This window comes from Streptomyces sp. NPDC037100 (genome assembly GCF_055606225.1).
This window is the reverse complement of record NZ_JBVJSX010000013.1, coordinates 81,861-108,152: the sequence shown is the minus strand read 5'-3', so window position 1 is coordinate 108,152 and position 26,292 is coordinate 81,861. Positions and strand designations below refer to the sequence as shown.

Below are 26,292 nucleotides of genomic sequence, written 5' to 3'. Positions count from 1 at the left end.
GGTACAGTCCCTTCCTCTCCGGCCGCGCGGGTACCACGTCAGCCGCCCGCCACGCCGGACGGCATCCGCCGCTCACGGGTCCAGGCCAGCAGTTCGTCGAGGGACCACGTGGTCACCACCCGCTCGGGCGGCACCCCGCACTCCTCCGCCCGTGCGCACCCGTTGATCTGCCAGTCCAGTTGCCCCGGCGCGTGCGCGTCGGTGTCGATGGAGAACAGCACCCCGGCGTCCACGGCCCGGCGCAGCAGCCGCCGCGGCGGGTCCAGCCGCTCCGGCCTGCTGTTGATCTCCAGGGCCGTGCCCGTCTCCGCGAGCGCGGCGAACACCTCGTCCGCTTCGAACTCCGACTCGGGCCGCCCCCGCCCGGTCACCAGCCGCCCCGTGCAGTGCCCGAGCACGTCCGAGTGCGGATTCCGTACGGCGGCCACCATCCTCCGGGTCATCGACCGGGCGTCCATGCGCAGCTTGGAGTGCACCGACACCACCACCACGTCGAGCCGGTCCAGCAGCTCCGGCTCCTGGTCGAGCGCGCCGTCCTCGAGGATGTCGCACTCGATGCCGGTCAGCAGCCGGAACGGTGCCCAGGTCTCGTTCAGCTCCGCCACCACGTCCAGCTGCTCCCGCAGCCGCTCGGGAGACAGCCCGCGAGCCACCGTCAGCCGCGGCGAGTGATCGGTCAGCGCCGCCCAGTCGTGGCCCAGTTCCGCAGCTGCCCGCCCCATCTCCTCGATCGGGCTGCCGCCGTCCGACCAGTCGGAGTGCAGATGGCAGTCCCCGCGCAGCAGCGACCGCAGCTTCTCGCCGCCCCGCACGGCGGGCTGTTCTTCCGCCTCGCGCTCCAGCTTGTCCAGATAGCCGGGGACCTCGCCGGCCAGCGCCTCCCGCACCACCTGGGCGGTCTTCGGGCCGACGCCCTTGAGTTTCTCCAGCGAGCCGTCCGCCGCCCGCCGGCGCATCTCGTCCCCGCCCAGGTCCTTCAGCACGCGGGCCGCCGTACGGAAGGCGCGCACGCGGTAGGTCGGCGCAAGGGACCGCTCCAGCAGAAAGGCGATCCGGTCCAGTGCCTCGACGGGATCCATCGCCACCTCCACCTCAAGGGTTCCCCAGCGCCCGGCGGGCCGCACGACGGGCGGCCGGTTTGCCCGGTATCCCCCCGGGTACTGCGATGCCTCGCCCCGACCCCTCGACGAGGAGGACCGTCATGTCCGACCCCACCGCGCCCATCGGCAAAGTCGCCGTGATCACCGGCGCCGACTCCGGCATCGGCCGTGCCACCGCCGTCCACCTCGCGCGGGCCGGCATGGATGTCGGCATCACCTATCACACCGACCGCAAGGGCGCGGAGGAGACGGCCGACGAGGTGCGCGCGCACGGACAGCGGGCCGAGGTCGCCCGGATGGACCTCACCCGGCTGCCCGACGCCGCGGACACCGTCGACGAGCTGTGCGAGCGGCTGGGCCGCATCGACGTACTGGTCAACAACGCCGGCACCGGCACCATGACGCCCTTCCTCGACCTGGAGCTGCCGGACGTGCGCGAGGTCCTCGACGTGGATCTCGTGGGGCCCTTCCTGTGCGGGCAGAAGGCGGCCCGGCACATGATCGGGCACGGCGAGGGCGGCCGGATCATCAACGTGACGTCCGTCCACGAGCATCAGCCGCGGGTGGGCGCCGCCCCCTACTGCGCGGCCAAGGGCGGTCTCGGACTGCTCACCCAGGTCATGGCACTCGAACTGGCCGAACACCGCATCACAGTCAACGCCGTGGCCCCGGGCGAGATCTCCACGCCCATGACCGGGCAGGAGGACACCGACCCGCACACCGAGAACCGCCCGGGCATCCCGCTCGGCCGGCCCGGTGACGCCCGGGAGGTCGCCGCCGTCATCGCCTTCCTCGCCGGTCCGGACGCCTCGTACGTCACCGGCGCGTCCTGGAGTGTCGACGGCGGCATGCTGCGGATGGGCCCGCAGGCCGGGTCCCACCTGACCGGCCACGACTGGCGCCGCCCCTGAGCGGCCGGACGGCCCGGCGGGTGCTCCGGACCCGCGCGGGCGCCGGTTGCGTTCTAGGCTCGATGCATGACCGAAAGCGCGAGCCCGTACATACCGCACCCGCGGATCCTGGTGCTCGGGGTACAGCCCGGCACACCGCCGTTCCGGATCGTGCAGATCGACGGCCAGGTGGTCGGGGAGGCCCGGGCCGTCACCGACGTGCTGGCGGCCGCGGCCGCGTTCGGCATCCCCGTGCACGACATGGACGATCCGGACGTGGTGCGCTGGGTGGGCGGAGACAAGTTCACCTGGACCGTGCATTAGTGCCGCACACGGCGCGTGCCGCTAGACCTCGCCGGCCGACGGCTTCTGCTCCGCCCGGGCCTGGCGGGGCCTGCGCGCGTGGACGGCCCTGCTCAGGCGGCGCCCCAGGAGCAGGTAACCGATGAGCGCGCCCGTCGTGTTGAGGATGACGTCGTCGATGTCGAAGGCGCGGCCGGTGACGAGGGCCCCTTGGGCGAACTCCACCAGGAGCATCACGACCGCGGTCAGCAACAGCACACGCAGGATGCCGCGGGTGCGGGGGGCGACCACGGGCACCAGGACGCCGAAGGGAATGCCGAGCAGGATGTTGCCGCCGATCTGCTTGAACGCGTCGCGCAGTTCGGGCTGGTCGAGATAGGCCTTCAGGGAGCTGCCCGGTTGCAGATTGCTGTGGGTCAGCGCCTCCGAGGCGGGCGAGGGCTGCAAGGTCAGCCGGGCCAGCACCACGGCGAAGGCGACCATGAACGTGAACGCGCACAGCATCGCCAGCAGCCGGACGGGCCACGGGAGCGGGCGTCGCTCGCTCCCGGGCCCGGTGGTCCGGGGACGTGAGGCAGCACTGGCCATGGGGGGTCCTCCACTCTTCAATTTCCCTGCGTGACAGGGCGGTTACCCCCGGCCGCGCCGACGATGCCGTGGGGGGGGGCGTTCCAGGCCACGGTCCCGGGCGGTGTCGCCCGGGACCGTTCCCACCCTCGGTTGCCCCGCGTTCGGCCCGGGCACTCCCCCATGGCGTGGCGCCCGACGAGCACTACGCCGCCGGGCGCACCTGCTCCGGCCCGGCGCCCCGCAGGCAGGTCAGCTCCCGTACGAGACGCGCACCTCCTTGAAGCCCAGGGAACGCAGCAGCCCTTCGAGCATGCCGGTGGTGTTCGACTCGGCGCGTGCGGTCAGCTCGCTCTCCTTCGCCGCGTCGCCGATGTGCCGCACCGCGAGCTTCTGCACGGCCTGTTCTCCGTTGGGGTTGTCCGAGAAGAGGTCGCCGAGACGGTCGAAGAGACCGCGTTGCTTGGAGACCGCGTAGGAGCGGTCGGGGTCGAGGGCGGGCTTGCCCAGTTGTGCGTGGGGCAGCCGGAGCGTGGCGGACGTGCGGTCGCCGTTGACCTGCACGTCGTTCTCGCCGACCTTGCCCAGGTCGACGTAGGCGTCGACGGTGCCCGCGCCCACGTACAGGGTGCGGGTGCCGCGGATCGCGTCGGGCAGGAGCTTGGCGTCCTTCTCCAGGTCCACGACGACCTGGAAGTTGCCGGAGGCGGCGTCGTAGCGGCTGATGTCCTGGATGGACTTCAGCAGCGCGGGGCCGGACCGGTCCTGGGTCTCGGTGCCGAACAGGTCCTTCAGGCCCGGGATCACGCTCAGCCGGAGCCCGGCGAAGAACACGACGAGCAGCAGCACGAGCGCGGTCACCACCTTTGCCCAGCCGGGCATGCGCCTGGGGAGGCGCTTGACGGGAGTCGTCATGCGACGGCCCTCCTTCCTACTGACCGGATGCCCGCCACACCTCCTGCCAGACCGCCGGGTTCACGCTGAGGCGATCCCGGCGGAAGCGCGCGGGGCGCAGACCCGTCAAGGGCGGGACGTCGCCTCCGGCTGCTCCAGCGCCGCGTCGAGCGTCGGCTGCGGAGGCAGCAGCCGGGACAGGCCGGTGATCCGCAGGACGCGCAGCGTCAGCGGATGCGCACAGACGAGGAGCACCTGGCCCCGCCGCTCGAGCACCCGGCTGCGGGCGCGGTACAGCAGCCGCAGTCCGGAACAGTCGAAGAAGTCGATCCCGCTGAGGTCGATGACGACCCGGGCGGCCGGGCGGTCCGTCTCCCGGTCCAGGTGCGGTGCGATCTCCGAGGCCGCGGCGAGATCGATCTCGCCGCGGAACTCCAGCACCGTGTGTCCCCGTTCCCGGCGCACGCGCAGATGCCGGGTGAGCGGTGCAGGTTCCTGCCGCACGACGAGATCGCCTCCAGCCTGCTCCGTGCGTGGGGTGGGGCTACGGCCTCAACACCGGTCCCCGCCCTGCAAGTTACCCTCCATCGAGTGAATTTGAGCATGTTCGATTGACATATGTCTTTGAATTCCCGCCGAGTTGGCCGAGGTTCGCGCCGGGGCGTGCGCGGGTGTGACCCCGGGGGCGCGTCGCGACCGCCCGGTGGGCTACGACAGGGCGTGCCAGGCCTGGGTGAGTGCCTGGCGGAACTGCTCGGTCTGGCGCGTGGTGAGGTCCCGCACCATCCGCTCCTCCAGCTCCCGGACCGGGCCGGAATGCCGGGCGAGCAGCTCGCGGCCGGGGTCGGTGAGCAGGATCAGCAGTTCCCGGCGGTTGCGGGGGTTGCGCTCCCGGCGCACCAGCCCGCGGCCTTCCAGGGAGCGGACCAGATCCGCGATGGACTGGGCGGTGACGAAGGAGTCACGTGCCAGCTGGGCCGCGGACAGCCCGTCGTGCCGTTCCAGCACGGTCAGCGCCGTGTACTGAAGTGCGGTGATCCCGGAGGGTCTGACCAGCTCGTCCAGATGGGACCGCACGACGAGCTCCACCTGCTTGACCATGTAGAGCAGGGAAGGGGGCGCCTTGGTCACCTGTGCGTCCAGCATGGAGGAAGGCTAGAGCATTGACAGGATTCCTGTCTCTCATGAGACTGCGCACAGACAGGAATCCTGTTTGTTGAAACTTAGTAAAACGTGGCGACGATGCTGAGGAGTGGCGATGACCACCTTCGAGAGCACACCTGGGCAACTGTTCATCGGGGGCCGATGGCGCGAGGCCGCCGACGGGGCGCGCGCCGAGGTGATCGACCCGTCCCGGGGCACGGTCGTCACCACCGTCGCCGAGGCGGGCCCCGCCGATGTCGACGCGGCCGTACGCGCCGCCCGTAAGGCCTTCGACGACGGTGCCTGGTCCGGTCTGAGCGGCCGCGAGCGCGGCCGGGTGCTGCAGCGCGTCGCCCAGCTGATCCGGGAGAACGCCGACGAGCTCGCCGCGCTGGAGAGCCTGGACGTCGGCAAGCCGATCACGCTGTGCGGCGCCGTCGACGTCACCAACGCGGCCAACGACTACGAGTACTACGCCCACCTCGCCCAGAGCCAGGACGGCGCCCTGCGCGACCTCCCCATGAACGCCCTCGCCTACACCAAGCGCGAGCCCCTCGGCGTGGTAGCCGCGATCACCCCGTTCAACTTCCCCCTGATCCTGGCCGGTTCGAAGATCGCCCCGGCGCTGGCCGCCGGCAACACGGTCGTCCACAAGCCCGCCGACGAGACCCCGCTCAGTGCCCTGTACATGGCCAGGCTGCTCCAGGACGCGGGTGTCCCCGACGGCGTGGTCAATGTCGTGACCGGCAGCGGCCCGGTGGCGGGCGAGGCACTGCTGCGGCACCGGGGTGTCGACAAGGTCGCCTTCACCGGCTCCACCGCCATCGGCCGCCACGTGGCGAGCGTCGCGGGGGAGGCGCTCAAGCCCGTCACCATGGAACTCGGCGGGAACGCCGCCCACATCGTCTTCGAGGACGCCGACCTGGAGAAGGCGGTCGGCGCGGTCATCAAGGGCTTCGTCTTCAACACCGGCCAGTTCTGCATGGGCGGCCCGCGCCTGCTGGTGGCCCGCTCGGTGTATCCGACGCTGCTCGGCATCCTCGCCGAGGCCGTGCCCGGTGTGCCGGTCGGCGACCCCCGCGACCCGGACACGGTCGTCGGCCCGATGGCGGCCGAGAAGCACCTGAAGAAGGTCGAGGAGTACGTCGCCCTGGCCCGCAAGGAAGGCGCCCGCATCGTCTGCGGCGGCGAGCGGCTCGACCTGGACGGCGGCTACTACTACCGGCCCACCGTCATCGCCGACCTGGCGAACGACTCCCGCGTGATTCAGGAGGAGATCTTCGGCCCGGTCCTCACCGTCCAGCCCTTCGACGACGAGGACGAGGCCGTCGCCCTCGCCGACTCCACGCCCTACGGCCTGGCCGCGGGCGTCCAGACCAGCAACCTCGCCCGCGCGCACCGCGTCGCCGGCCGGCTCCAGGCCGGCATCGTCTGGGTCAACGACTGGGCGATGCTCGACCCCGCTGTGCCCTTCGGCGGGGTGAAGGACTCCGGCTACGGCCGCGAGTACGGGCCCGAGGCCCTCGCCGGTTACACCAAGGTCAAGTCCGTCGTCGTCTCGCTCGACTAGACACCGTCAAGGAGCATCGCGATGCCCATCACCACCCGTGCCGCGGTCGTCGAGTCCGGCGGCGCCCCCTTCACCCTCTCCGACGTCGTCCTCGACGCACCCGGCCCGCACGAGGCGCTGGTCCGCATGGTCGCCACCGGTCTGTGCCACACCGATCTGGGGGTGGCGAGCGGCGGACTGCCCTTCCCGCTGCCCGGGGTCCTCGGGCACGAGGGCGCGGGCGTCGTCGAGGCCGTCGGCTCCGCCGTCACGGGCGTCAGGCCGGGCGACCACGTCCTGCTCTCCTTCACCTCCTGCGGGGACTGCCGCAACTGCCGGGGCGGGCACCCGGCGTACTGCGCGACCTGGCTGCCGCTGAACCTGATCGGCGGCAGCCGGGCCGACGGCACCAGCACCATCAGCCGGGGCGGCGAGGCGCTGGGCGGCCACTTCTTCGGCCAGTCCTCCTTCGCCGAGCTGGCGCTGGCCGACGAGCGCAGCCTCGTCAAGGTCGACCCGGACGTGCCGCTGGAGTCGATCGCCCCGCTCGGCTGCGGCGTACAGACCGGTGTCGGGGCCGTGTGGAACGTCCTGAAGCCCGAGACCGGCGGCACGGTCGTCGTCCTGGGCGCCGGAGCGGTCGGCCTGTCGGCCGTGATGGCGGCGGCGCTCACCCCGGCCACCAGGATCGTCGCCGTCGACCGGGTCGCCGAACGCCTGACCCTGGCGAGGGAGCTGGGCGCCACCCACACCGTCGACACGAGCGGGACGGACCTCGCCCCGGCCCTCGCCGAGATCACCGCGGGCCAGGGCGCGGACGGGGTCGTGGAGACCACGGGCAACGTCGGCGTCCTGCGCCAGGGCGTCGACGCGCTCGCCGCCCGCGGCACTCTGGTGGTGGTCGGCGCCCCGCCCTTCGGCACCGAGGTCGCCCTCGACGTCAACGGCCTCCTCGGCGGCAAGCGCGTCGTCGGCCTCACCCTCGGCGACAGTGAGACCCAGACCATGATCCCGGCCCTGGTCGCCCTGGTGAAGGACGGACGGCTCCCCCTGCACCGCCTGATCGGCACCTACCCCTTCGTGGACATCGACCGGGCGGTCCAGGACATGAGGTCCGGCAAGACGATCAAGCCGGTCCTGACGTTCTGACACCGCCCGCGCGATGCCGGCTCAGTCGTTCAGCAGCACCAGCTTCCCCGTCGTGCGGCCGGTGTCGCCGAGGGCGTGTGCCTCGGCGGCTTCGGCCAGCGGGAAGGTACCGGCGATCGTGGGGCGCAGCTTGTCCGCCTCCACGAGTTCCGCGATCGCCTCCATGCCGCTGCGGTCGGCGTCCACCAGCATCCGCAGCGCCCGCACACCGAGCCGCTCGGCCTCCTCGTAGAGCTCGTCCGAGCCGCCCGGGAGGATCGAGACCAGGACACCGCCGGGGCGCAGCACGCGCAGCGAGCGCAGGGCGTTGTCGCCGCCGATCGTGTCCAGGACGACGTCGGCGTCCTTCACGGCCTCGGTGAAGTCCGTCTCGCGGTAGTCGATCGTCTCGTCGACGCCGATGTCGCGCAGGAACCCGTGCTTGCCCGCGCTCGCCGTGCCGATCACATGGGCGCCCCGCGCCTTGGCGATCTGCACCGCCACGTGCCCGACCCCGCCGGCCGCGGCGTGGATCAGCACCCGCTGCCCGGGCCGGAGACCCGCGTGTTCGGTCAGCGCCTGCCAGGCGGTCAGCGAGACCAGCGGCAGCGCGCCCGCCTGCGTGTGGTCGACGCCGGCCGGCTTGCGGGCGAGGGCGCGGACCGGGGCGATGACGTACTCGGCGTGCGAGCCGTGCCCGTAAGGGTACGGCAGCATGCCGAAGACCTCGTCACCGGGCGCGAAGGCCACGACGCCGATGCCGACCGCCTCCACCACCCCGGAGACGTCCCAGCCGAGGACGAAGGGCGGTTCGCCCAGGAACCCACCGGTGGCACGGTGCTTCCAGTCGGTCGGGTTGACCCCGGCGGCCCGCACCCGGACCAGTACCTCGTTGGGCTTCGGCGCCGGGCGCTCGATCTCCACTTCCTTCAGGACCTCGGGGCCGCCGAGGACGTCCTGGCTGATGGCCCGCATCGTGTTCTGTGTGCTCATGGTCAACCAGCGTGCCGGTCCGCGGACACCGCGCCAATGGCAAGATTGCCAACATTCGATACGATCGTGCCATGCGACGTGAACGAGTGGTGGTCCTGGCCCTGGACGGGGTGTACCCCTTCGAGCTGGGTATCCCCAGCCGGATCCTCGGTGCGGCCGACGGCCGGTACGAGGTCCTCACCTGCTCGGTCGACGGCCGTCCGGTGCGCACCAACGCGGACTTCGGCGTCACCGTCGAGCACGGTCCCGAGGTCCTGGCCACGGCGGGCACGGTCGTGATCGCACCCGTCGCACCCGACCGTCTGGCCGACGAGGTGTCCGACGACGTCCTGGCCGCGCTCGCGCTCATTCGCCCCGGCGCCCGCATCGTCTCCATCTGCACCGGCGCCTTCGTCCTCGCCGCCGCCGGTCTGCTCGACGGACGCCGGGCGACCACCCACTGGCAGGTCGCCGACCACTTCCGGCGCCTGTTCCCGCGCGTCGACCTCGACCCGGACGTGCTGTTCGTCGACGACCACCCGTTCCTGACCTCCGCCGGGGCCGCCTCCGGCGTGGACATCTGCCTGCACCTCGTCCGCAAGGACCACGGCAGCCGGCTGGCCAACAGCGTCGCCCGCCGCTGTGTCGTCCCGCCCTTCCGCGACGGCGGCCAGGCCCAGTACATCGAGCAGCCCGTCCCCGAGCAGGGCGCCGCGAGCACCGCGGCCACCCGCGCCTGGGCTCTGGAGCGCCTCGACGAACCGCTCACGCTCGCAGATCTGTCCGGCCACGCGCGGATGAGCCAGCGCACCTTCGCCCGCCGCTTCCACGACGAGGTGGGTCTCAGCCCGGGCCGCTGGCTGATCCAGCAGCGCGTGGTCCGGGCCCGGCATCTGCTGGAGTCCACTGACCTGACAGTCGATCAGATCGCCGGCCGGGTCGGCTTCGCGACCGGCGCGTCCTTGCGTCAGCACCTGAACGCGGCGATCGGGGTCTCCCCGCAGGCCTACCGCCGTACGTTCCAGACCGCCCGCTGACCTCCACGGCTTCCGCGCGACGTGATGCTCCACCGTCGAAGCGGCCCCTGATGTATGCCCAAGTCCGGTGACTGCAAAGCCATTTGTCGACCTGTTGCCCTCTGTCGGAGCGTGATGGAACCCTCACGTTCGGAGGGGGTCGGGATTGATCCTTTCGGGTCCAAACCCGATAGGGTTCCGATCGGCGCTGCGAGTTGACGCGATCGCGTCCAGTCGACTCGCGGTGCGTACTCATGAGTGCGATCCACACACCCCCCCGTTCGATCGTGTTGCTTCGAAGGATGCAGATGGAACTCGCCACTCCGCCACCGGCGGCGCGGGCCCCTGTCGCCTGGTACAGCTGGTGGTTGATGCCGCTGGGCTTGGGAGGCGGGACCGTTGCCGCCACGTTCATGAGCTCGGATCGAATAACCGCGGCCGTCGCCGGAGTCGCGGCGACGGCGGCCGGTGCCGTGTGCGTACGGCTGTTGCTGCGCACCCGGGCACAACTGCACCGGGCGGAAGGCTCCTTCCGCACCACGCAGGCCGAGCACAACCAGCAGTGGCAGCAGCATGTGGCGGGCCTGGAACGCAAGTTCGCCGCCGATCGCGCCACCCTGGAATCCCAGCTCAACGAGCAGAACTCGGCGTACGAGCGGCGCCTGGCCGACCAGAGCGCGACCTACGAGGCGCAGCTCGCCGACCAGAGGGCCACGTACGAGACGCAGCTCACCGACCGGTCCCGGGCCTATGAGGAACGGCTGACCGAGCAGGCCACCTCCTACGAGGCGCAGCTCGCCGACCAGGCCGAGGTCTGGCAGGAACAGCTCACCCACCAGCTCGCCGCGGTCGCCCGGCTCGCCGACGAGCAGCTGCCCGACGCGATGGAGAAGCTGCGCGCCGGCGATGCCATCGACGACCTGCTGCCCACGGTAAACCAGTGCGCCAAGGTCAGTTCGGAACTCCAGACCGAACTGCGCAAGCTGCTGCGCACCTCCCTGATCGGCCTGGAGGCGGAGTTCGACCGCTCCACCTCCGCCGAGCAGGCCGTGATCAGCATCGGCAACCGCATTCACGTGCTGACCAGCAAACTCCGCGGTCGTCTGCACGAGATGCAGGGCGAGCACGGCCGGCTGCCGGCCGTCGCCCGGGGTCTGATGGAACTCGACCAGGAGCTCGGCCCCGCCGACTCCCTCGCCGCGAGCATCGGTGTGCTCGGCGGCTCGGACCGGCCCGGCCGGCAGTGGCAGGAGCCGCAGCGGCTGCTGAGCGTGGTGCGCGGCGGCATCGGCCGGATCAAGGACTTCCACCGGATCCAGGTGCGCCACCTGCCCGAACTGGGCGTCGACGGCGGTCTCGTCGACCATCTCACGCTGATCCTGGCCCACCTCCTGGACAACGCGGCCCGCTACTCGCCGCCCACCGAGCCGGTGCTCATCTCCGGCAAGGAGGTCCCCAACGGTGTCGGCATCGAGATCCAGGACTCCGGCAAGGGCCTGAGCGAGGAGAAGAAGCGCGAGGCCGAGCACGCCCTCGCGGGCACCGCGCCCGGCGCGGGCCTCGGCGGCATCACCGAGGACGCCAACATCGGCCTGCGCGTCGTCGGTACCCTCGCCCGCCGCTACGGCATCCGCGTCACCTTCGCGGACTCGCCGTGGCTCGGCACCTCAGTGGTGGTCGTGGTCCCGCACAAGTACTTCAGCCCGCTGCCCACGGCCGCGACCGCACCGGCGGCGCTCGCCCCGGAGGTGCGCACCACCACCACGGCCCCGGCCCGCGAGACGGCCACCGTGCCCGAACCACGGGCCGCGCGGGCAGAGACCGTGGAGACCACGCCCGGCGGACTGCCCCGGCGCCGCAGCAAGCGGAACGAGACGGAGGCGCCCAAGCCGGCCGAGCGGACCGACCGGGGGACCGTCGCCGCCGTTCCGCCGGACGCGTCCTTCTCGGGTCTCGCCGCCTTCGCCACCGCCGGACGCGACGCGGCGAAGGCCTCCGAGCCGGCCGACGACCGCGACTCCCTCGCCGGCCGCGAGTACACCGAGCACCGCACCGAAGAGAGCGACTAGTCCCATGACCCAACAAGGAACAGATGTGAGCTGGGCGCTCCGCGATCTCGTCGAGAGCATCCAGGAGATCCGTTTCGCCCTCGTGGCCTCCAGCGACGGCAAAGCCATCACCTCCTACGGCGCCGAAGACCCCGACGACGTCGACCGCTTCGCGGCCGTGGTGGCCGGCCTCCAGGCCCTGGCCCAGCCGGTCGCCGAGCAGTTCCCCAAGTACGCCGGGCAGCTGCGCCTGGCGATGATCGAGGTGGACGGCGGGCACCTCTTCGTCGTGCGCGCGGGTGTGGAGACGTACCTCGGTGTCCTCGCCAGGGAAGGCCTCGACCAGGGCCTGCTCGGGCACCAGATGAGGGACCTGGCCCGCAGGATGGGTGAGCTCCTCGGCACCACTCCGCGCCTGGAGGAGCACTCTGGATGAGTGCTCCCCGCAGACCGTCGGACCCGTCCGGTCTCGAGCGCTACTACGTCCTCACGGGAGGGCGCAGCGGACCGGGCGGTTCGGCGTCGAGCCTCGACGTGGCGACCCTCGTCGTCTCCCGCGCCGCCCCGTTACCGGGCATGCAGCACGAGCACGAGGAGATCCTCCGCCGCTGCCGTGACCCGCTGTCGGTCGCCGAGCTCGGCGCTCACCTCGGGCTCCCCTTCAACATTCTCGCGGTGCTGCTGTCGGACCTGCTGGACGCAGGTCGCGTCGAAGCCCGTAACCCCATCCCGGCGCACGACGCCGGCCGCGGGCCCGACCTCGCGCTCCTTGAGGAGGTACTCAGTGGACTTGAAAGGCTTTGACCAACCCGGAGGCTCGGCGGGGGACACCCGCTCGGTGAAGGTGATGATCGCCGGCGGGTTCGGTACCGGGAAGACCACCATGGTCCGGTCGGTCAGCGACATCAAGCCGCTCACCACCGAGGAGACCCTCACCCAGGCCAGTGCCGACGTCGACCACCTCATCGGCGTCGCCGACAAGACGCAGACCACCGTCAGCCTGGACTTCGGCAAGATCGGCATCAACGAGAGCCTGGTGCTGTACCTGTTCGGCACGCCCGGGCAGGAACGGTTCTGGTTCCTGTGGAACGGGCTGTTCAAGGGGGCCCTCGGCGCGGTCGTCCTGGTGGACACGCGCCGCCTGGAGTCCAGTTTCCGGGCGATCGAGGAGATGGAGCGGCTGGAAGTCCCCTTCGTGGTCGCGCTGAACGTCTTCCCCGACTCGCGGAACTACCCGGCCGAGGAGATCCGGGACGCCCTGGACATCCCCGAGCACACCCCGGTCGTGGCCTTCGACGCCCGCGACCGGGCCTCCAGCCGGGACGTCCTGGTCGCACTGATCCACCATCTTAAGGAACGCTCGGCCGTGGCCCTGGAGCCCCGATGAACGACTCGACCGAATCCGGACTCCCGGCCGTGCGGGGCTGCCCCGTCGCCCACCACGGCGCCGACCTGACCAGGCTGTACGGCCCGGACGCCGCGACCGACCCGGCGGGCATCTACGAGCGGCTGCGCAAGGAGCACGGCTCGGTCGCGCCGGTTCTGCTGGAGGGCGACGTGCCCGCCTGGCTGGTGCTCGGCTACCGCGACAACCGGCGGGTGCTGGACAACCCCCGCCAGTTCAGCCGGGACGCGCGGATCTGGCGGGACTGGCGGGAGGGCCGGATCGAGGAGAGCTCGCCGATCATGCCGATGGTCGGCTGGCGCCCCGACTGTGTGTCCCAGGACGGCGAACCGCACCGCAGGCTGCGCGGCGCCGTCACCGACGGCTTGCAGGCGGCGGCGGCCCGGGGCATCCGGCGGCACGTCACGTACTTCGCGAACAAGCAGATCGACGCGTTCGCCGACGCCGGGCGCGCCGACCTCGTGGCCGACTACGCCGAGCAACTGCCGATGCTCGTGCTCACCAGGATGCTGGGCCTTCCCGCGGCGGAGGGGCAACGCCTGATCGAGTCGTGCGCCGAGGTCTTCAAGGGTGGTGAGGGCGCCCTCGAGCACAACGAGCGGATCATGCAGATCCTCGCGGAACTCGCCGAGCGCAAGCGGGCCGAGCCGGGCTCCGACTTCGCCACGGCCCTCCTGGAGCACCCGGCCGGCCTCGACCACGACGAGGTCGTCAGCCATCTGCGCCTGGTGCTGATCGCCGCGCACACCACCACCAGCAACCTGCTGGCCCGGGTCCTGCAACGGGTCCTCACCGACTCCGCCCGGCTGTCCGGTCTGGTCAGCGGGGAGCTGAACATCTCGTCAGCGGTGGAAGAGGTCATGTGGGACACCCCGCCGCTGTCCGTGCTGCCGGGCCGGTTCGCAACCGCCGACCTGGAGCTCGGAGGCCATCACGTCCAGGAGGGAGAACTGCTCATCCTGGGCCTGGCCGCCGGCAACCTCGACCCGGATGTACGACCCGACTCGTCCGTTGCCGTGCAGGGCAACCAGGCGCACCTGGCGTTCAGCTCCGGACCGCACGAGTGCCCGGGTCAGAACATCGGGCAGTCCATCATCGAGATCGGCGTGGACGTCCTGCTGCACCGGCTGCCGGACCTGCGCCTGGCTGTACCGCCGGAAGAACTAAGCTCGACCGCCTCCACGTGGGAGTCCCGGCTGGACAGCCTGCCGGTCGAGTTCGCCGTCTAGGCCACGCCGGCAGACAGTTGCCCGGCCGGCTTCCGGCCGGGCAACGCCGTGCGCCTCGGCTCGACGGCGCGGTGGGGTCCGTGCGCCTCGGCTCGACGGCGCGGTGGAGGCCGACGCCGCGCTGCCGACGGCCACCTTCAGCAGGGGCCGTTCGGGGCGCGGCCCGGGCCATCAGGGTTGAGGCGTCAGCCGTCGAGCCAGTCGCCTGCGACGCCCGTGGGGCGGTAACCCGTGGCGTTCCAGAGGAAATGCGGGTGGGCACCGCCGAACATGTAGGCGAGCAGTGCGGTGTCTTCCCTCCCGGTCTGAGGGTCGTGCAGGGTGTGGAACCTCTCGGACCCGACCACGCCGGCGTCTTGTTGGACATGACGGGCGCGGTCCGGCGATGGCGCGGCGCTTGATGCCTCCACGGCGGCGATGTAGGTGCGGCGCAAGATCTCCCATGTGCTGTCCGTGTTGCCGTACCAGGGGCCGTGCAGTGCTTCGAAGGCATGGAGCTCGGCGTCGAAGAGGGCCCATGTCCGGGGGAATTGGGCTCGACAGCGTGCGGACAGCTCGGCGGCCCGGGTGCTCAGTGCCGGTGCGGTGGCCCGCGGGGCGATGGTGAGGGTGGTGCCGTCGGTGAGGATGCCGGTGCACGGGTTGGGCTGCAGGTCGCACAGCGGGCACTCCTCGGCCGGGGGGAGGCCCTGGGTGATGCCGTCGAACCACAGGGCGTGGCGGCCCGTCAGCCCCATCCAGACGATGGTGGTGGTCATCAGCCAGGTGTTCCACATCGGGCTGTGGGCCTCGGGCATGCAGCCGTACTTGACGAGGGCTATCGCGCAGGCAGCGTAGAGCGCCTTGGTGTGGGTGGGCATGTCGGCGAGCCAGAAGTTGCTGATCTCGCCGGTGAGGGCGTCGGCCCGTACATCGGCCATGTCGTCGATGACGCGGCACAGCAGCAGGGAGGCGAGGTTTTCCTCCTGCCAGAGTTCGGTGTCGGGGGCGACGTGCCAGAAGAGGCAGTCCAGCATCTGCAGGGCTGAGTAGGCGCTCTGGGTGAGCGGGTTGGTCTGGGGGAGCATGACGCTGCCCGCGTCGTGCTGTCGGAGCCAGTACTCGTCGACGGATCGCTTGTGCGCTGCGAAGAGTCCGGAGACCAGGGCCCGTGCGCTGTTGGTGCTGAAATTCTCGGCCAGGCGGCCTTCGACGTGTTGGGTGAGGCGCGTTGTGTCGATGGTGTCGATCACGCGTTTGTATTCGTGGAAGACGAGGATGTCGTCCTCGAAGCGGTGGCGGTGGCCGAGGTCTCGTTCGAGGTCGTTCATCTGCCGGGTCCAGGACCATCCACCGGTCAGGACGCTGTCGAGTTCCCGGCGGTGTGGCCAGGTCTTCACGGTGAGGGGACGACCGGCGCTCTGCCGCCAACTGTAGTCGTCCAGCGTGCGTGCGGGGGGCGTGGGCAGCCGACGGCACAGAGCGCAGGCGCAGACGCTTGTCTGCTCCTCCTCGCGCGCCGGGGTGAGGGCCCGGCTCCTCCAAGCCCCTTCCAGCATCGTGCAGGTCAGTCTGCAGACCTCGATGTCGGTGCTGACTTGAGGGAAGGCTGCTTCGATCATGCGCAGACTGGTGTCGAGGTGCCTCAACCTGGCGTAGCCCTCCTCGTCGGGCGGGAGGAACGCGGGCCGCGCCAGGTGGAGGGCTCCCTCCACCTGCAGCGTGGTGCTGGAGAGGGGGGAGCCGAATGCGCTCAGCCGCTGCTGAGCGGCGTTATGGGACCTTCGGTACTGCTCCGTGCTCCCCTTGATGTGTTTCACCAAGAGGCGGGCCAGAGTGTTCCCCGCCTCCGTGGGGTGGAGCGGGGCGCTTGGCTGCGCCGGGATCGAGCTGTCGGCGGACGCCTTCGGAACAGCACCTGCGACTCGAGATTTCACACCGGTCTCCCAATGAGCTGTGGTCCTGGCAACGGAATCGGTCGACCGTGGTCGTTGACCGGCCGTGTCCGGGAATCTTCTGAACTTTCCGCGACGGCCTCGCCGGACAGCCGGACTCACGCGACCGGCTCTGGCTCCTGCTGTGAACGTCCGCGAGGGGCACGACTGCTGCGATGACGGCACTCCTGCTGCGAGGCGAGCACCTGCATCGCCGCCTCAGCTGTGTTGATCAGGAAGCACGCGCGGCCCGTCAGGCGTAGCGCGACCCCTGTATCCGGGACGCGCTGCTTCGCCCGAGGCGTGTGGGGAGCTGGCCGGGGTGTCGAAGGGCAGGTCGAACCGGAGGTCCTGAGGCATGCGTTTCCTTTCGGGAGACGGAACGCGGAGTCCCCCCACCCCTGCTGGCGGACGGTGCCGTGACCGCCCGCACACTCGAACTGGGCTTCGCAGTCCGAAAGTTGAACCGAGAAGCGGTACGAGGCTGCCCAGGGCGTGAATAAGCCATTCCGTGACCCTGCCGTGATCTCCGTTACTGCCCGAAGCGCATGAGCTGCGTATACTCCCTCGTCCCTCACCCGGTACCGGCTCGTCCACCGAGCCTCCGGAGCCGCGGAACGCCACACTGGTCGAAGTCCGTTCGACGACCGACCAGGAGGCGCACCGACGATGACGTCCGCACCCGCACGCAGCGCTGAGCAGCGCAAGAAGGACACCCTGCACCGGCTGGACCACGACGTGGACGCCTGGGTCGCCACGGCCGACGGCGCGTCGGGGACGCCCTACCTCGTCCCGCTGTCCTTCCTCTGGAACGGCTCGTACCTGCTGTTCGCCACGCCCGCGTCCAGCCCCACCGGACGGAACCTGGCCGCGTCCGGCCGGGCCCGCGTGGGCATCGGGCCGACCCGGGACGTCGTCATGGTCGAGGGTGACGTCGAGACGGTCCAGCCCGGCGAGCTGACCGAGCAGGACGCCGAACTCTTCGCCGCCAAGACCGGGTTCGACCCCCGCCGGCTCGCCACGCCGTACCTCTACTTCCGCGTCGTACCGCGGCGGATCCAGGCCTGGCGGGAGGCCGACGAACTCGACGGCCGCGAACTCATGCGCGACGGACGGTGGTTGAAGACCGACTGAATCGGCTGGACCGGGATATCCGCACAGGAGAGGGCCGCGGGGCACGACCGCCCCGCGGCCGCGATCCTGCGGAGGAGACATGGCACTGGTGAAAGCGGGGGTCCTCGTGCTCGACTGCGCCGAGCCCGAGAAGCTCGCCGTGTTCTACAAGGAACTGCTGGAGGGGGAGGAGTCGGACGCCACCGCCAACCGGGTGGAGATCAAGAGCGCCGACGGCTTCCGGATCGCCCTGCGCCGGGACGTCAACGCGACCCCGCCCAGCTGGCCGCGTCCCGAGAACTCCCTCCAGGCCCACCTGGAGTTCGTGGTGGACGACCTCGACGCGGTGGAACGCCGCGTCATCAGCCTCGGCGGCCGCCCCCTGGAGGCCAAGGAGCCCTCGGGCCCTCTGGAGGAGCGCGGCTACGCCGACCCGGCAGGCCACTCCTTCACCCTGCGCCGCACCGCGCCGACGGCACCCAAACAGGGCTGAGCGAGGGCAGAGGGTTACCGCCGTCGCGGGAGACCCGCTGAGGGCGGACCGGCCTCCGAGGCCCCGACCGGCCCCGTCCGGCAGCTGCCGGACGGGGCCGGGTGGCCGTGTCAGTCCCGGCCGCCCTTCTCGCCGACCGGCCAGGTGCCGGTCGAACGCTCGATCGCCTTGGCGCCCGCGCGGTCCACGGCGCTGCGCACCACCGCGAAGATCGCGCCCTGGATCGCGGCCGCCAGCAGGACTTCGCCCCAGCCGCGGTCCTTGTCCAGTGCGTCGGGCGCGTCCTCCTCGTGCCGGATCGCCATCCACGTCTTGCGGAAGGCGAGCCCGGCCAGCCAGCCGCCCGACCAGCCGAGTACGAACCCCACGGGCTGGTACGCGAGGGACATCTTCTTCTTCTTCTTTGCCACGGGAGCTCCTTGATTGCTGAGGGGGGTGAATGTGGTCAGGGGGTGTGCGCCGCGGGGATCCGTTCCCCGGCGCGGACCGGCCCGGGCGGTGTGCCGTCACCGAACGGCCTGCCACCCAGCTCCTCACGGTGGTGCGGGGTGAGCCAGCCGGCCAGGTCCGGGCCGAACGGCACGATGCGGGTCGGGTTGATGCCCGTGTGCACCTGGTAGTAGTGGCGTTTGATGTGGTCGAAGTCGACGGTGTCTCCAAAACCGGGTGTCTGGTACAGGTCGCGGACGTAACCCCACAGCACCTGGTTCTCCGTCAGCTTCCAGCGGTTGCACTTGAAGTGGCCGTGGTAGACCGCGTCGAAACGCACCAGCGTGGTGAACAACCGGATGTCCGCCTCGGTGATCGTGTCGCCGACGAGGTAGCGCTGCCGCTCCAGCCGCTCCGCGAGCAGCTCCAGCCGCCGGAACACCCCGGCGCAGGCGGCCTCGTACTCCTCCTGCCCGGTGGCGAACCCCGCCCGGTAGACGCCGTTGTTGACGTCCTCGTAGACGTCCGCCATCACCTCGTCGATCTCGTCGCGCAGCTTGTCCGGGTACAGGTCGGGCGCGCCCTCCCGGTGCAGTGCCGTCCACTCGGTCGCGAGGTCGAGGGTGAGCTGCTGGTAGTCGTTGGTCACCAGCTTGCCGCTGGCCACGTCCACGATCGCCGGCACGCTCACACCGCCGGGATAGCCGCTCTCCCGGCGGTCGTAGGCCTCGCTGAGATAGCGGATGCCGAGGACCGGGTCACGGCCGTCCTCGTCCAGCGTGAAGCGCCAACTGCGGTCGTCCTGGATGGGGTCGGCGACGGCCAGGGACAGGGCGTCCTCCAGGCCGAGCAGCCGCCGGGAGACCAGGGACCGGCTCGCCCACGGGCAGGCACGGCTGACGACCAGACGGTAGCGCCCGGCCTCCACCGGCCAGCCGTCCCGGCCGTCCGCGGTGATCCGGTCCGCGAAGTGGGCCTTGGACCGTTTGAACGCCCTCCTTCCGTAGCCGGTGTTGCCGTCGTCGCCGTCGTCGCGGCTCATGGGGGTGACCTCCTTGCCGTACGTGGACCCTGGTGAACGCGTTCCCCGTTTTCCGTGGACGGCACGGTGTGAGTACACCCGACCGGGGCAATCGGCGTGGGTGACTGATGAAGGAAGTGATCACAGGACGCGCGTCACCGTGCTGGTGGCGCTCGCGGCCAATCTGGTGATTGCCGTGGCCAAGGCCATCGGCGGCCTGGCGGCGGGGTCACCGGCCCTGCTGTCCGAAGCGGCCCACTCGGTGGCCGACAGCATGAACGAGGTGTTCCTGCTCGCGGCGCTGCGCCGCAGCCGCCGCCCCGCCGACCGGCGTCATCCCTTCGGCTACGGCAAGGAGCGGTTCTTCTGGTCGCTCCTCGCGGCCGTCGGGATCTTCGTCATGGGCGGCTGCTTCTCGTTCTTCCAGGGCTTCGAGGCCCTGACGAGCGAAACGGAGGAGGAGCTCAGCGGCTATGTGGCCGGCCTGATCGTGCTCGGTGTCGCCCTTCTCGCGGAGGGCGGTTCGCTGGTGCGGGCGCTCTACCAGGTACGACGGCAGGGCGGCGCGGGCTCCGGGCTGCGCGATCCGGCCCTGCGGACGGTCGTCGCCGAGGACGGCACCGCCGTGCTCGGCGTCACCCTGGCCATGGTGGGCATGGCGCTGCACATGGTCACCGGCCAGGCGGTGTGGGAGGCGTCGGCCTCGCTCGCGATCGGTGCGCTGCTGGTCTATGTGGCCTTTCGGCTGGGCCGCGAAGCCCGTGACCAGCTGATCGGCGAGGCGGCCGACCCCGAGTCCAGCGGGCGCATCTGCGCGCTGCTGCGAGCCCAGCCCGAGATCGACAGCGTGGAAGCGTTGTTCACGATGAAGACCGGACTCGACACGGCCCTGGTGGCCGCCCGCATCGACCTGGTGCCCGGCCTGGACAGCGAACGCGTCGAGGAGGTCGCCGTGCGCATCAAGCGATCCATCGCCCGCACGGTGCCCGAGGCCGACCAGATCTTCCTCGACGTGACCGACCGTCCCGCCCGCGAGGCAGCGGAAAGCCCCGCCGCGACGGGGGAGCGCGGCGGGGCCTGAACCTCGCATGCCCCGTCGAGTCCGGTTCACACACGCGGGGCGGAAGATTTTTCCGCCGGCTGTCCGCACGGTCCGCCGGCTGCCCGCACGGTCCGTCGGCGGTCCGCGCCGGGCAGCCGGCTCGCTGTCAGCCCGCTTCGGCCGGCTCCAGGACGAAGACCGGTATCTCACGGTCCGTCTTCTTCTGGTAGTCGGCGTACGCCGGGTAGGCCGCGACGGCCCGCTCCCACCACACCGCCTTCTCCTCGCCCGTGACCTCACGGGCGGTCATGTCCTGCTTCACCGGCCCGTCCTGGAGCTCCACGTGCGGGTGGGCCAGGATGTTGAAGTACCAGACGGGGTGCTTGGGCGACCCGCCGAGGGAGGCCACCGCGGCGTAGCGCCCCTCGTGCTCCACCCGCATCACCGGTGTCTTGCGCAGTTTCCCGCTCCTGGCACCCCGTGAGGTCAGCAGGACGACCGGCATCTTCGAGCCCTGGAGCGTCGTCCCCTCCGTACCGCCGGAGCTTTCGTACAGCTCCACCTGCTTGCGCACCCACTGCGTCGGGCTGGGTTCGTACTCGCCTTCCAGAGGCATGGCATCCGTCCCATCGTCTCGTCCGCGGCTCATCGCCACCCGTCTTCAACACCCGTGCCCCCGGGAATCATCCGCACCGGGGTGGATCGGGCCGGAAAACGGCCCTCACCCCGGCGCGAGCGCCATCCGCACGGCCAGGGCCGTCATCACCCCGCTCGCGACCAGTGCCGTCGCCAGCCTTCCCCGGTGGCCGGTCAGCGCGCGGCCCAGCAGGGCGCCGCTCCCGGCCAGCAGCACCTGCCAGCTCGCGGAGGCGGCGAACGCGGCCGTCACGAACACGCCCTGCTCCAGCGGGCCGGCCGGTCCGGCGGCCTGGGAACCGAGCACGAGGGCCGCGAAGTAGATGACGGTGGTGGGGTTCAGCAGGGTGATGCCCAGCAGGCCCAGATAGGCCCGGGCGGGGCCCGGGGGAGCGGGAGCGGTACGGGTCGCGAGCCGGTGGCCGCGGTACTCGCGCAGCGCGGTGACGGCGCCCCATGCCGCCAGCGCGAGCAGCACCAGCACGCACACCCAGCGCAGCGGCCCGAGCACGGGCCGCAGCGCGGAGGCCAGGGCCGTGCCCCCGAGGGTGGCCGCGAGGGCGTAGAGCCCGTCGGCGGTGGCGACGCCCAGCGCGGCGCAGACACCGGTGCGCAAGGTGGTGCGGGCGGTGAGGGAGACGAGGTAGGTCCCGACGGCGCCCACGGGTACGGCGATGCCGTACCCGGCGAGCAGCCCCGCGACCAGCGCGGCCGTCATGACCGGGGCGGCGTCGGTCCTCCGCGGCGGCCGGACTGCTGCTGTCGGCGCGCGGTGGCGGCGGCGGACAGCGGCAGGAGAACAGTGAACGCAGGCATGGCCGGATCCTGCGGCCTGCCCCGCCGTGCCGACAACCGGTTTTCGCGGCGGCGACCCCCGTCGGGCCCCGGGCAAGGGCGGCGACCCCCCACCACAGGCCTCCCGCCCCCCGTCGTTCGAACGGGAGGACGGCATTCCCCGGCCATGTTGCCGGCGTCGGCGATCTGGCCGAAGTTCGCGTCGCACCATAGATGCCTGGGGCATCTAATGAAGATCGGCACGACGCACTACACGTCTGCGAGGTCTTCATGACGGAAACGACCGCACCCGTCGCCTTCCCCCAGAGCCGGACCTGCCCCTACCACCCGCCCGCCGCCTACGACGCGCTGCGCACCGAACGCCCCCTGACCCGGATCACCCTCTTCGACGGCCGCGAGGCCTGGCTCGTCAGCGGGCACGCAACCGCCCGCGCCCTGCTGGCCGACCCGCGTCTGTCGTCCAACCGCGACCGGCCCGGCTTCCCCGCCCCCACCGAGCGCTTCGCCGGGATCCGCAACCGCAGAACGGCCCTGCTGGGCGTCGACGACCCCGAGCACCGCGCCCAGCGGCGGATGGTCGTCGGGGACTTCACCCTCAAGCGGGCTGTCGAACTCCGGCCACGCATCCAGCAGATCGTGGACGAACGGCTCGACGCGATGATCACCCAGGGCCCGCCCGCGGATCTGGTGAGCGCCTTCGCGCTGCCCGTGCCGTCCATGGTGATCTGCGCCCTGCTCGGCGTCCCCTACACCGACCACGACTTCTTCGAGACCCAGTCGCGACGGCTGCTGCGCGGCCCGGAGACCGCCGACGTACTCGACGCCCGCGAGCGGCTGGAGACGTACTTCGGCGAGCTGATCGACCACAAGCAGCAGGACCGCGGCACCGGCCTCCTCGACGACCTGGTCCACCGGCAGCTGCGCGAGGGCGACCTCGACCGCGAGGGTCTGATCGCCATGGCCCTCATCCTGCTGGTCGCGGGCCACGAGACGACCGCGAACATGATCTCGCTCGGCACCTTCACCCTGCTCCAGCACCCCGAGCGGCTCGCCGAGCTGCGCGCGGACCCGGGGCTGCTGCCGGCCGCGGTCGAGGAGCTGATGCGCATGCTGTCGATCGCGGACGGCATGCTGCGCCTGGCCGTCGAGGACATCGAGGTGGCGGGGACGACCATCCGCGAGGGCGAGGGCGTGGTCTTCGCGACCTCCGTCATCAACCGCGACGAGACGGTCTACCCCGAGCCGGACACGCTGGACTGGAGCCGCCCGGCCCGTCATCACGTCGCGTTCGGCTTCGGTATCCACCAGTGCCTCGGCCAGAACCTCGCCCGCGCCGAACTGGAGATCGCTCTGCACGGCCTCTTCGACCGGCTGCCCGGCCTGCGCCTGGCCGCCCCGGCCGAGGAGATCCCCTTCAAGCCGGGCGACACGATCCAGGGGATGCTGGAACTCCCCGTGACCTGGTAAGGGCCTGCGCACATGCACATCGACATCGACAAGGACGTCTGCATCGGCGCGGGCCAGTGTGCCCTGACCGCCCCGGCCGTGTTCACCCAGGACGACGAGGGCTACAGCACCCTGCTGCCCGGCGGCGAGGACAGCGGCGGCCCGCTGCTGCGGGAGGCGGCCCGTGCCTGCCCGGTCGGCGCCATCACCGTGTCCCGGACGGTGAGCTGACCCCGCATCTCACCCGGCCTCAGGAGCCGCCGGGCCGCCTCGCGCGCCTCGGCCGCGGGTTCGGCGCTCCTGGTGACGCCCGCCGTGACCATGGCACCCTCGGCCGGCCAGAACAACTGTCCGGCGGGGTCGGAACGCGGAGGCACCTTCCCCGTCCGGTGAGCCCGGGGAGTCGCTAGGGTTTCCCGGATGACCGAACAGGCCACCCGCAAACCCTTCCTGTACGTCGTCGTCTGCGCCGCCGGCATCGCCGCGGACGTCGGTGAACTGATCACCGCCGCGCGGGAACGGGACTGGGAGGTGGGCGTCATCGCGACGCCCGTCGCCATGAACGGCTTCTTCGACGTCGCCGCCGTCGAGGCCCTGACGGGCCGCCGCATACGCTCCGCCTGGCGCACGCCCGGCGAGCCGCGCCCGTTCCCGGCGCCCGATGCCGTGGTGGTCGCGCCCGCCACCTTCAACACCGTCAACAAGTGGGCGGCGGGTATCGCCGACACCCTCGCCCTGGGCACCCTGTGCGAGGTCGCGGGGCTCGGGGTGCCGATCGCCGTCCTGCCGTGCGTGGCGGCGGCCCTGGCCGCCCACCCCGCCTACCGGGACAGCGTCGAACGGCTGCGGGGGATGGGCGTGCGGTTCGCAGAGCCGTACGCGGGAGAGCCGGGGGAGGACGGCGGGCGGCCGGAGTTCGGGTGGAAGCGAGCCCTGGACCTGGTCGAACGCCGCTGACGGACCGGCCCTGCCGCACTCGGACGACCCGTCAGGCGGCCCGCCCGGCCGCGTCTTCGAGCGCACACGAACACGTACGCTCCCCGTGGAACCCTCCCGAAGGCAGGAGCAGCAACGATGCAGTACGTGAAGCTCGGTTCGACGGGCCTGGACGTCTCACGGATCTGTCTGGGGTGCATGACCTACGGGCTGCCCGACCGCGGCAGCCACGAGTGGACCCTCGACGAGGAGGCCTCGCGCCCGCTGATCCGGCAGGCGGTCGAGGCGGGGATCAACTTCTTCGACACGGCCAACGTCTACTCCGACGGCACCAGCGAGGAGATCGTCGGCCGGGCCCTGCGCGACTTCGCCCGCCGCGACGAGATCGTCCTCGCGACGAAGGTGCACGGCCGGATGCGGCCCGGGCCGAACGGCGGCGGACTGTCCCGCAAGGCGATCATGACCGAGCTCGACCAGAGCCTCACCCGGCTCGGCACCGACTACGTCGACCTCTACCAGATCCACCGCTTCGACCCGCACACTCCGGTCGAGGAGACGATGGAGGCCTTGCACGACGTCGTCAAGGCGGGCAAGGTCCGCTACATCGGAGCCAGTTCGATGTACGCCTGGCAGTTCTCCAAGGCCCAGTACACAGCTCGGCTGAACGGCTGGACCCGCTTCGTCTCCATGCAGAACCACTACAACCTGATCTACCGCGAGGAGGAGCGCGAGATGCTCCCCCTGTGCGCGGACCAGGGGGTGGGCGTCCTGCCCTGGAGCCCGCTCGCCCGCGGCCGTCTCACCCGGGACTGGGACACCACGACCGAGCGCAGTGCCACCGACGCCTTCGGCGGCACCCTGTACCAGGAGGGCGACCGCACCATCGTCGAGGCGGTCACCCGCATCGCCGGCGCGCGGGGCGTCCCCCGTGCGCAGGTCGCCCTCGCCTGGCTGCTCCACCAGCCCACGGTGACCGCCCCGATCGTCGGCGCGTCCAAGCCCGGGCATCTGCAGGACGCGGTGGCCGCGGTGGAGATCCGGCTGAGCGAAAAGGAGCTGGAGGAACTCCAGAGCCCTTACGGTCCCCACCCCATCGCCGGGCACTGAACGCGACGTCCCGAAGGTCAGTGGGGCCCCTGCGGCGCGAACTCCGTTCCGCAGGGGCCCGCCCCCTCGCTCTCCGCCAGCTCCACCCTCGACCCGCTCATCGCCAGCGTCCGGTAGAACCGCCCGATCCGCTCCGCCGACCGGCCCACGTAGTGCCCGATGAACGACCGCCGGAACCGGTCCGCCGCCCGGTTCGGCTGCGACCCGTGCACCAGGCTCCCGTTGAAGAACAGAACGTCCCCCGGCGCCATGTCCACCGGCACCGGCGTCAGCCCCGCCGGCGGCGGAACGTACTCCCGGGCGAAGGACACGTCCGCGTCGGCCTGCTCCGGGCAGAACAGGTCCATGAGATGCGTGCCGGGCACGACCTCCAGCCCGCCGTTCTCCCGGTCGATCACATCGCAGGCCACCCACGCCGCCACACACGTGCCCGGCTCCACCCGGAGGTAGAAGTTGTCCTGGTGCAGCGCCTGCCCCCGGGCCCCCGGCGGCTTGAAGTAGAACATGCTCTGCGCGGCCAGCACCTCCTCCCCGAGCAGCACCTCCAGAACCGTCCGCAGCCGGGCGTCGAGCAGAACCTCACGCGCGAGGTCGTTGATCTCGTGCGGGTGCATCACCCGGGGCCACACGTGCAGGGGGTCCACACCCGGCCCGTCCACCGCGCGCGGCTCGAAGTGCCCGGGCACTCGACCGGCCGCCCGCAGTGCCTCGAACTCCGCGCACAGCCGGTCGATCTCGTCGGCCCCGAAAAGCCTGCGCACCACCGTGAAACCGTTCTCCTCGAACCCCTCCCGGTACCGCCGAAGCCCTTCGCGGTCCAGGATGGAGGCGCCGACGGCGCCGTTGCCCGTGACTGTCATCAATCCACTCCTCGGTCGGGTGCCCTCGGTGGGAAACGCTAGGACTTCAGGCCACCGAGGAGGATGCCCGTGCGTGCTGACGGATTGCCCGGGACTGCTGCGCCCGGAAACACCGGCAGGGCCGGGGAGACCGGGAACGCCGAGGGCGCCGGGGAGACCGGGGAGACCGGGAACGCCGAGGGCACCGGGGAGACCGGGAACGCCGAGGGCACCGGGAACAGGGGCAACACCGGGAACACCGGGAACAGCGGGAACAC

General features: G+C 71.3%; 29 protein-coding genes and 1 pseudogene. 17 read left to right on the top strand and 13 right to left on the bottom strand.

Annotation, left to right across the window (positions count from 1 at the left end; genetic code table 11):
• Positions 1–38: 38 nt before the first annotated feature.
• Positions 39–1,079 (bottom strand): PHP domain-containing protein, encoded by a 1,041-nt coding sequence (locus tag ACZ7EG_RS33720; protein WP_471087462.1) that lies wholly within the window; start codon positions 1,077–1,079, stop codon positions 39–41.
• Between the two features lie 122 nt (positions 1,080–1,201).
• On the opposite strand from ACZ7EG_RS33720, the gene ACZ7EG_RS33715 reads away from it, so the two are divergent.
• Positions 1,202–2,011, top strand: coding sequence for an SDR family oxidoreductase (locus ACZ7EG_RS33715; RefSeq protein WP_471087459.1), 810 nt, complete (start codon positions 1,202–1,204; stop codon positions 2,009–2,011).
• A gap of 66 nt (positions 2,012–2,077) precedes the next feature.
• Positions 2,078–2,314, top strand: coding sequence for a hypothetical protein (locus ACZ7EG_RS33710; RefSeq protein WP_471087456.1), 237 nt, complete (start codon positions 2,078–2,080; stop codon positions 2,312–2,314).
• 21 nt (positions 2,315–2,335) lie between these two features.
• Here the strand turns inward: ACZ7EG_RS33710 and ACZ7EG_RS33705 are convergent, their stop codons facing one another.
• From ACZ7EG_RS33705 to ACZ7EG_RS33690, 4 genes are all read right to left on the bottom strand, one after another.
• Positions 2,336–2,881: a VanZ family protein gene (locus ACZ7EG_RS33705; RefSeq protein WP_471087453.1), complete on the bottom strand. Its 546-nt coding sequence runs from the start codon at positions 2,879–2,881 to the stop codon at positions 2,336–2,338.
• Positions 2,882–3,112: 231 nt separating this feature from the next.
• Entirely contained in the window at positions 3,113–3,775 is a 663-nt protein-coding gene (locus ACZ7EG_RS33700; protein WP_471087450.1) for a DUF4230 domain-containing protein, read from the bottom strand.
• A 105-nt stretch (positions 3,776–3,880) separates the two neighbouring features.
• Complete coding sequence (locus ACZ7EG_RS33695; RefSeq protein WP_471087448.1) at positions 3,881–4,258, bottom strand: anti-sigma factor antagonist; 378 nt, start codon at positions 4,256–4,258, stop codon at positions 3,881–3,883.
• A 204-nt stretch (positions 4,259–4,462) separates the two neighbouring features.
• Positions 4,463–4,900: a MarR family winged helix-turn-helix transcriptional regulator gene (locus ACZ7EG_RS33690; protein WP_471087445.1), complete on the bottom strand. Its 438-nt coding sequence runs from the start codon at positions 4,898–4,900 to the stop codon at positions 4,463–4,465.
• Between the two features lie 112 nt (positions 4,901–5,012).
• On the opposite strand from ACZ7EG_RS33690, the gene ACZ7EG_RS33685 reads away from it, so the two are divergent.
• Positions 5,013–6,467 (top strand): aldehyde dehydrogenase family protein, encoded by a 1,455-nt coding sequence (locus ACZ7EG_RS33685; RefSeq protein WP_471087442.1) that lies wholly within the window; start codon positions 5,013–5,015, stop codon positions 6,465–6,467.
• 21 nt (positions 6,468–6,488) lie between these two features.
• On the top strand, positions 6,489–7,595 hold the full coding sequence (locus ACZ7EG_RS33680; protein WP_471087439.1) for an NAD(P)-dependent alcohol dehydrogenase: 1,107 nt from the start codon (positions 6,489–6,491) through the stop codon (positions 7,593–7,595).
• A gap of 21 nt (positions 7,596–7,616) precedes the next feature.
• On the opposite strand, the gene ACZ7EG_RS33675 is transcribed toward ACZ7EG_RS33680, so the two are convergent.
• Positions 7,617–8,567: an NADP-dependent oxidoreductase gene (locus ACZ7EG_RS33675; protein ID WP_471087436.1), complete on the bottom strand. Its 951-nt coding sequence runs from the start codon at positions 8,565–8,567 to the stop codon at positions 7,617–7,619.
• A 71-nt stretch (positions 8,568–8,638) separates the two neighbouring features.
• On the opposite strand from ACZ7EG_RS33675, the gene ACZ7EG_RS33670 reads away from it, so the two are divergent.
• The 6 genes from ACZ7EG_RS33670 to ACZ7EG_RS33645 all read left to right on the top strand — a co-directional run bounded on the left by ACZ7EG_RS33670 (position 8,639) and on the right by ACZ7EG_RS33645 (position 14,244).
• Positions 8,639–9,583, top strand: a complete 945-nt coding sequence (locus ACZ7EG_RS33670; protein WP_471087433.1) for a GlxA family transcriptional regulator — start codon at positions 8,639–8,641, stop codon at positions 9,581–9,583.
• 287 nt (positions 9,584–9,870) lie between these two features.
• Positions 9,871–11,631, top strand: coding sequence for a sensor histidine kinase (locus ACZ7EG_RS33665; protein ID WP_471087430.1), 1,761 nt, complete (start codon positions 9,871–9,873; stop codon positions 11,629–11,631).
• 4 nt (positions 11,632–11,635) lie between these two features.
• Entirely contained in the window at positions 11,636–12,046 is a 411-nt protein-coding gene (locus ACZ7EG_RS33660) for a roadblock/LC7 domain-containing protein (RefSeq protein ID WP_003994857.1), read from the top strand.
• The gene (locus tag ACZ7EG_RS33655) at positions 12,043–12,414 is read left to right on the top strand and encodes a DUF742 domain-containing protein (protein WP_033308582.1); all 372 of its coding nucleotides are present in this window, start codon (positions 12,043–12,045) and stop codon (positions 12,412–12,414) included. The genes ACZ7EG_RS33660 and ACZ7EG_RS33655 overlap by 4 nt, the downstream gene beginning before the upstream one ends.
• On the top strand, positions 12,395–12,997 hold the full coding sequence (locus tag ACZ7EG_RS33650; RefSeq protein WP_097222429.1) for a GTP-binding protein: 603 nt from the start codon (positions 12,395–12,397) through the stop codon (positions 12,995–12,997). Before ACZ7EG_RS33655 ends, ACZ7EG_RS33650 begins: the two co-directional genes overlap by 20 nt.
• On the top strand, positions 12,994–14,244 hold the full coding sequence (locus tag ACZ7EG_RS33645) for a cytochrome P450 (protein WP_471087426.1): 1,251 nt from the start codon (positions 12,994–12,996) through the stop codon (positions 14,242–14,244). Before ACZ7EG_RS33650 ends, ACZ7EG_RS33645 begins: the two co-directional genes overlap by 4 nt.
• 185 nt (positions 14,245–14,429) lie before the next feature.
• Here ACZ7EG_RS33645 and ACZ7EG_RS33640 read toward each other — a convergent pair whose 3' ends face one another.
• Entirely contained in the window at positions 14,430–15,938 is a 1,509-nt protein-coding gene (locus ACZ7EG_RS33640) for a hypothetical protein (RefSeq protein ID WP_471087423.1), read from the bottom strand.
• An 888-nt stretch (positions 15,939–16,826) separates the two neighbouring features.
• On the opposite strand from ACZ7EG_RS33640, the gene ACZ7EG_RS33635 reads away from it, so the two are divergent.
• Positions 16,827–17,291 carry a pyridoxamine 5'-phosphate oxidase family protein gene (locus ACZ7EG_RS33635; RefSeq protein WP_471087420.1) on the top strand — a complete coding sequence of 155 codons (465 nt, stop codon included), beginning with the start codon at positions 16,827–16,829 and terminating at the stop codon, positions 17,289–17,291.
• A 79-nt stretch (positions 17,292–17,370) separates the two neighbouring features.
• Positions 17,371–17,763, top strand: coding sequence for a VOC family protein (locus ACZ7EG_RS33630; protein ID WP_030845174.1), 393 nt, complete (start codon positions 17,371–17,373; stop codon positions 17,761–17,763).
• 110 nt (positions 17,764–17,873) lie between these two features.
• Here the strand turns inward: ACZ7EG_RS33630 and ACZ7EG_RS33625 are convergent, their stop codons facing one another.
• Positions 17,874–18,152 carry a DUF4235 domain-containing protein gene (locus ACZ7EG_RS33625; RefSeq protein WP_359200798.1) on the bottom strand — a complete coding sequence of 93 codons (279 nt, stop codon included), beginning with the start codon at positions 18,150–18,152 and terminating at the stop codon, positions 17,874–17,876.
• A gap of 56 nt (positions 18,153–18,208) precedes the next feature.
• The gene (locus ACZ7EG_RS33620; protein ID WP_471087417.1) at positions 18,209–19,234 is read right to left on the bottom strand and encodes a glutathione S-transferase family protein; all 1,026 of its coding nucleotides are present in this window, start codon (positions 19,232–19,234) and stop codon (positions 18,209–18,211) included.
• Between the two features lie 139 nt (positions 19,235–19,373).
• Here ACZ7EG_RS33620 and ACZ7EG_RS33615 point away from each other — a divergent pair, with 139 nt between their 5' ends.
• Complete coding sequence (locus ACZ7EG_RS33615) at positions 19,374–20,294, top strand: cation diffusion facilitator family transporter (protein ID WP_471087805.1); 921 nt, start codon at positions 19,374–19,376, stop codon at positions 20,292–20,294.
• A gap of 127 nt (positions 20,295–20,421) precedes the next feature.
• On the opposite strand, the gene ACZ7EG_RS33610 is transcribed toward ACZ7EG_RS33615, so the two are convergent.
• Positions 20,422–20,871, bottom strand: a complete 450-nt coding sequence (locus ACZ7EG_RS33610; protein ID WP_471087414.1) for a nitroreductase family deazaflavin-dependent oxidoreductase — start codon at positions 20,869–20,871, stop codon at positions 20,422–20,424.
• 105 nt (positions 20,872–20,976) lie between these two features.
• The gene (locus ACZ7EG_RS33605) at positions 20,977–21,609 is read right to left on the bottom strand and encodes a LysE family transporter (protein WP_471087411.1); all 633 of its coding nucleotides are present in this window, start codon (positions 21,607–21,609) and stop codon (positions 20,977–20,979) included.
• A 347-nt stretch (positions 21,610–21,956) separates the two neighbouring features.
• Here ACZ7EG_RS33605 and ACZ7EG_RS33600 point away from each other — a divergent pair, with 347 nt between their 5' ends.
• Both ACZ7EG_RS33600 and ACZ7EG_RS33595 read left to right on the top strand, forming a co-directional pair.
• Positions 21,957–23,153, top strand: coding sequence for a cytochrome P450 (locus ACZ7EG_RS33600; protein ID WP_471087408.1), 1,197 nt, complete (start codon positions 21,957–21,959; stop codon positions 23,151–23,153).
• A 12-nt stretch (positions 23,154–23,165) separates the two neighbouring features.
• Entirely contained in the window at positions 23,166–23,363 is a 198-nt protein-coding gene (locus ACZ7EG_RS33595) for a ferredoxin (protein ID WP_471087405.1), read from the top strand.
• A 20-nt stretch (positions 23,364–23,383) separates the two neighbouring features.
• On the opposite strand, the pseudogene ACZ7EG_RS33590 reads toward ACZ7EG_RS33595, so the two are convergent.
• Positions 23,384–23,485: pseudogene (locus tag ACZ7EG_RS33590) on the bottom strand (TetR/AcrR family transcriptional regulator); the annotation flags it as partial.
• Between the two features lie 67 nt (positions 23,486–23,552).
• Between ACZ7EG_RS33590 and ACZ7EG_RS33585 the strand changes: the two are divergent.
• Positions 23,553–24,089: a flavoprotein gene (locus tag ACZ7EG_RS33585; protein WP_471087402.1), complete on the top strand. Its 537-nt coding sequence runs from the start codon at positions 23,553–23,555 to the stop codon at positions 24,087–24,089.
• A gap of 117 nt (positions 24,090–24,206) precedes the next feature.
• Entirely contained in the window at positions 24,207–25,175 is a 969-nt protein-coding gene (locus ACZ7EG_RS33580; protein ID WP_471087399.1) for an aldo/keto reductase, read from the top strand.
• A 17-nt stretch (positions 25,176–25,192) separates the two neighbouring features.
• Here the strand turns inward: ACZ7EG_RS33580 and ACZ7EG_RS33575 are convergent, their stop codons facing one another.
• Complete coding sequence (locus ACZ7EG_RS33575; protein ID WP_471087396.1) at positions 25,193–26,035, bottom strand: phytanoyl-CoA dioxygenase family protein; 843 nt, start codon at positions 26,033–26,035, stop codon at positions 25,193–25,195.
• Positions 26,036–26,292: the final 257 nt, after the last annotated feature.

Coding starts and splice junctions, on each gene's coding strand:
- ACZ7EG_RS33620 (WP_471087417.1), bottom strand. CDS start 19,234: ATGAGCCGCGACGACGGCGACGACGGCAACACCGGCTACGGAAGGAGG.
- ACZ7EG_RS33690 (WP_471087445.1), bottom strand. CDS start 4,900: ATGCTGGACGCACAGGTGACCAAGGCGCCCCCTTCCCTGCTCTACATG.
- ACZ7EG_RS33705 (WP_471087453.1), bottom strand. CDS start 2,881: ATGGCCAGTGCTGCCTCACGTCCCCGGACCACCGGGCCCGGGAGCGAG.
- ACZ7EG_RS33580 (WP_471087399.1), top strand. CDS start 24,207: ATGCAGTACGTGAAGCTCGGTTCGACGGGCCTGGACGTCTCACGGATC.
- ACZ7EG_RS33600 (WP_471087408.1), top strand. CDS start 21,957: ATGACGGAAACGACCGCACCCGTCGCCTTCCCCCAGAGCCGGACCTGC.
- ACZ7EG_RS33670 (WP_471087433.1), top strand. CDS start 8,639: ATGCGACGTGAACGAGTGGTGGTCCTGGCCCTGGACGGGGTGTACCCC.
- ACZ7EG_RS33685 (WP_471087442.1), top strand. CDS start 5,013: ATGACCACCTTCGAGAGCACACCTGGGCAACTGTTCATCGGGGGCCGA.
- ACZ7EG_RS33655 (WP_033308582.1), top strand. CDS start 12,043: ATGAGTGCTCCCCGCAGACCGTCGGACCCGTCCGGTCTCGAGCGCTAC.
- ACZ7EG_RS33585 (WP_471087402.1), top strand. CDS start 23,553: ATGACCGAACAGGCCACCCGCAAACCCTTCCTGTACGTCGTCGTCTGC.
- ACZ7EG_RS33720 (WP_471087462.1), bottom strand. CDS start 1,079: ATGGATCCCGTCGAGGCACTGGACCGGATCGCCTTTCTGCTGGAGCGG.
- ACZ7EG_RS33700 (WP_471087450.1), bottom strand. CDS start 3,775: ATGACGACTCCCGTCAAGCGCCTCCCCAGGCGCATGCCCGGCTGGGCA.
- ACZ7EG_RS33595 (WP_471087405.1), top strand. CDS start 23,166: ATGCACATCGACATCGACAAGGACGTCTGCATCGGCGCGGGCCAGTGT.
- ACZ7EG_RS33610 (WP_471087414.1), bottom strand. CDS start 20,871: ATGCCTCTGGAAGGCGAGTACGAACCCAGCCCGACGCAGTGGGTGCGC.
- ACZ7EG_RS33715 (WP_471087459.1), top strand. CDS start 1,202: ATGTCCGACCCCACCGCGCCCATCGGCAAAGTCGCCGTGATCACCGGC.
- ACZ7EG_RS33680 (WP_471087439.1), top strand. CDS start 6,489: ATGCCCATCACCACCCGTGCCGCGGTCGTCGAGTCCGGCGGCGCCCCC.
- ACZ7EG_RS33625 (WP_359200798.1), bottom strand. CDS start 18,152: ATGTCCCTCGCGTACCAGCCCGTGGGGTTCGTACTCGGCTGGTCGGGC.
- ACZ7EG_RS33665 (WP_471087430.1), top strand. CDS start 9,871: ATGGAACTCGCCACTCCGCCACCGGCGGCGCGGGCCCCTGTCGCCTGG.
- ACZ7EG_RS33660 (WP_003994857.1), top strand. CDS start 11,636: ATGACCCAACAAGGAACAGATGTGAGCTGGGCGCTCCGCGATCTCGTC.
- ACZ7EG_RS33710 (WP_471087456.1), top strand. CDS start 2,078: ATGACCGAAAGCGCGAGCCCGTACATACCGCACCCGCGGATCCTGGTG.
- ACZ7EG_RS33675 (WP_471087436.1), bottom strand. CDS start 8,567: ATGAGCACACAGAACACGATGCGGGCCATCAGCCAGGACGTCCTCGGC.
- ACZ7EG_RS33630 (WP_030845174.1), top strand. CDS start 17,371: ATGGCACTGGTGAAAGCGGGGGTCCTCGTGCTCGACTGCGCCGAGCCC.
- ACZ7EG_RS33575 (WP_471087396.1), bottom strand. CDS start 26,035: ATGACAGTCACGGGCAACGGCGCCGTCGGCGCCTCCATCCTGGACCGC.
- ACZ7EG_RS33635 (WP_471087420.1), top strand. CDS start 16,827: ATGACGTCCGCACCCGCACGCAGCGCTGAGCAGCGCAAGAAGGACACC.
- ACZ7EG_RS33645 (WP_471087426.1), top strand. CDS start 12,994: ATGAACGACTCGACCGAATCCGGACTCCCGGCCGTGCGGGGCTGCCCC.
- ACZ7EG_RS33605 (WP_471087411.1), bottom strand. CDS start 21,609: ATGACGGCCGCGCTGGTCGCGGGGCTGCTCGCCGGGTACGGCATCGCC.